The organism is Vibrio sp. V42_P2S4T144, from assembly GCF_009904715.1.
GTDB lineage: Bacteria > Pseudomonadota > Gammaproteobacteria > Enterobacterales > Vibrionaceae > Vibrio > Vibrio alginolyticus.
In genome coordinates this window covers 1-2,963 of the sequence record NZ_WXWS01000340.1, presented here as the reverse complement: position 1 = coordinate 2,963, position 2,963 = coordinate 1, and the positions used below count along the sequence as shown (strand labels likewise).

2 protein-coding genes are annotated in these 2,963 nt (G+C 45.3%); both read right to left on the bottom strand.

The window, feature by feature from the left end; genetic code table 11:
• Positions 1-2 precede the first annotated feature (2 nt).
• Positions 3-830, bottom strand: a complete 828-nt coding sequence (gene rlmA / locus CAG68_RS11915; protein WP_062730495.1) for a 23S rRNA (guanine(745)-N(1))-methyltransferase — start codon at positions 828-830, stop codon at positions 3-5.
• A gap of 96 nt (positions 831-926) precedes the next feature.
• Entirely contained in the window at positions 927-2,963 is a 2,037-nt protein-coding gene (locus CAG68_RS11910; RefSeq protein WP_161441187.1) for a Cache 3/Cache 2 fusion domain-containing protein, read from the bottom strand.

The following is a 2,963-nucleotide window of genomic DNA, read 5'->3' as shown; positions in this document are numbered from 1 at the left end:
TATTAATTGAGTGTTTTTTTGCGATATACACGCAACATAAAATCAGCCTCACATTGGAAAAGTGTAGCGGATTTCAACTCTTCACGAAGAGCATCGGTTGCTTTCCATGCGAATGGCGTCATTTGCAATAAATCGACTGCGGCTCCGTTTTTCAAGTCCATAACATAGTTAAGATGCTGCTGGTGCTCTAATTCAAACCCTTCAATATGTTCTGGTTCTTCATTGTGAAGACGAACTTCTTGATAAATACGCTCACGCAGTTGGTATAAGTGGCGACTAGCAGGAGTAACCGTGACAACAACGCCGTCGTTTTTTACAACGCGCTGCAGCTCCTCAGCTTTACACGGGGCATAAATGCGTAAAATGGCATCTAAGGATTCATTTGCGAAGGGAAGTCGGTGACTAGAAGCCACACTAAAGTTGCAGTGCGTGTAACGCTTCGCCGCGTAACGAATGGCAACTTTCGAAATGTCTAAGCCATAAATCGTGGCATGGTTTGCTTGTGTTTCTATCGTCTTTTGTACTTGATCTGTGTAGTAACCTTCACCACAACCAATATCTAATAATTGATGGGTGCTCCCCTCAGTGTATGTTGCACACAGCTGCGCCACTTCTTGGCGCATTGGGTTGTAGTAATCTCCTTCAAGGAATCGACGACGAGCTTGCATCATCTCTTTATTGTCACCAGGATCTTTAGAACGTTTGTGGTGCGCTGGCATCAAGTTAACGTAGCCTTCTTTTGCTAAGTCAAACTGATGATTGTTTTCGCACTTAAACGTTTTTTCATTTAACGCTAGAGCTTGGTGGCATAGAGGGCATTGATAGTTCATGACGATCTCGAACAGAAAGTAGGGCGGCAAATTCTATCAAAAAGCGTGGTATCAAGTGAAACAAAAAGAGCCGACTGAGTCGGCTCTTATTAAGTATTAGTGGAAGAAGTCGACTTGCTCTTTCAAGTTCCGTGCTTGTTGTTGAAGTTCAATGGCACTTTGTGAGGTTTTTGCGCTCGTGTTGCGGCTTTCTCGGTTAAGTTCACTGATAGAATGGGCATTTGCTGCAATTTCTTGTGAAACTTGAGCTTGTTCTTCTGAAGTCGCTGCAATGGCGTCGGCTTGAGAGGCTATCGACTGCACTTGTACTGCGATGGCTTCTAATGCTGTGCCCGCGTCTTGTGCTTTGTCCAAGACCTGGTTTGCACTGCGTTGGCTGTCTGTCATCATATTAACTGCATTATGAGTCGACCCTTTTAGTTTCTCGATAATTTCCACGACATCCTGAACTGAGCTTTGGGTTCGGTGCGCAAGTGTGCGCACTTCATCTGCTACAACTGCGAAGCCACGGCCTTGCTCACCTGCTCGTGCTGCTTCAATGGCGGCATTCAAGGCAAGTAAATTGGTTTGCTCAGCAATTTCATCAATCATTTTAGTGACGGTTTGAATGCTCTCGCTATCGCGATTTACTTGCTCGATAGCCGTTGCTGATTGATCCAATTGATCGTTAAGTTGAGCAACGTCGATACATACGTCTTCAACAATCGCGAGACCAGACTGGCTATCGGTATTTGCTGAGCGTACGTTTTCCGCAATGCTTTCGACTTGTTGTGCGACAGATTGAGCGGAAGAGGCCATTTCTTCAATCGCTGTCACAACTTGCTCGACTTCTTGTTGTTGTCGGTCGGCTTGGGTCAAATTGCTATGTGCATCGTTGGCAACGCTGGTGGAGTTGCTCTCCACTAAGTCGCTTGTTGAACGGATCTTACCAACAAGTTCATTGAGCTGACTTGCCATACTGGCGACACCCGAGCTCTGGTTAGTAATTTCATTCTTTGATGCTTTACGAGACGCTGGGACGCTCAAGCTGACTTCGCCGCCCGCTAAGCGAGTCATGTATGAGTTTAGAGTCGTGAGAGGTTGTAGGCTACGGTTCAAGAAAAGCGTCAATACAACAAAAGTAATGATCGCCGCAACCGAAGAAATGATGGCAATGAGTGTGAGAAGCGTGTCGCTACCTTTTGTCACTTCTTTGATAAACGTACCGCCTAGCAGTTTCCAGTTCCAACCTGGAACCTCTGTGTAGACAAGATACTTTTCGCCTACGTTACCTTGGTACTCGAAAGGGTAGCGAATTAATCCACTAGATTGTTCGAAAATCTGACCAAAAGGCTTGTGACCATTGTAGTCGGCGACTTCTAGTATTGACGAATCTGAGCCGCTTTTTGCTGGATGAAGTAGGTATTTACCAAGATTGTTATCGTCGTTATCAACGATAATGGTGTAACCAGTGTCGCCCCATTTTATCTCTTCGAGTGCATCGAACAAGGTTCGTGTCGCTTGGTCTACTGGTAAGCCAATAAACGATAGGCCTGCTACCTTTCCTGTCGCATCTTTGATTGGGACATAGTAGGTAATGTAGCGCTCGCCATACAATTTAATTTGAGCGTAATACGGTTGTCCTGCTTTAAGTTGCTGATAACCAGGATGGTTGATGCCTAGCGTGGTTCCGACCGCTCGTTGACCTTGTGGATCTTTTAGGGAGGTGGACACCCGAATAAAGTCGTCACCCAATGGTGCGAATAGCGTTGCTATAGCGCCGGTATCACGTGTGAAACTGTCGACCAACTTGGTGTCATTAATTAAGCTTTCACTGTATTGAGTGATGTTTGGTACTTCATGCCCCATGAAGTCAACCGTGTAATTTTCGACATAGACACCGGCAAGGTAGCCATTGCGAAAAGTAGATTCGAGGACTTTAGCGGTGTGCAGGTAAGCATCGAATTGGCCAGCAATGGTTTTTGCCATTGATTCTACTTTAGATTGGTGTTCTTTCAGTGTGCTTTCCAATAGAACATCGGAAGCGTTGCGGTAAACAAGCGCTGCAATACTGCTGAAAGCAATGAATAGACACAAAGTAATCACCAGTTTCAACTGGAATCCGACACTTTGATTTCGGTATCTCTCTAACAT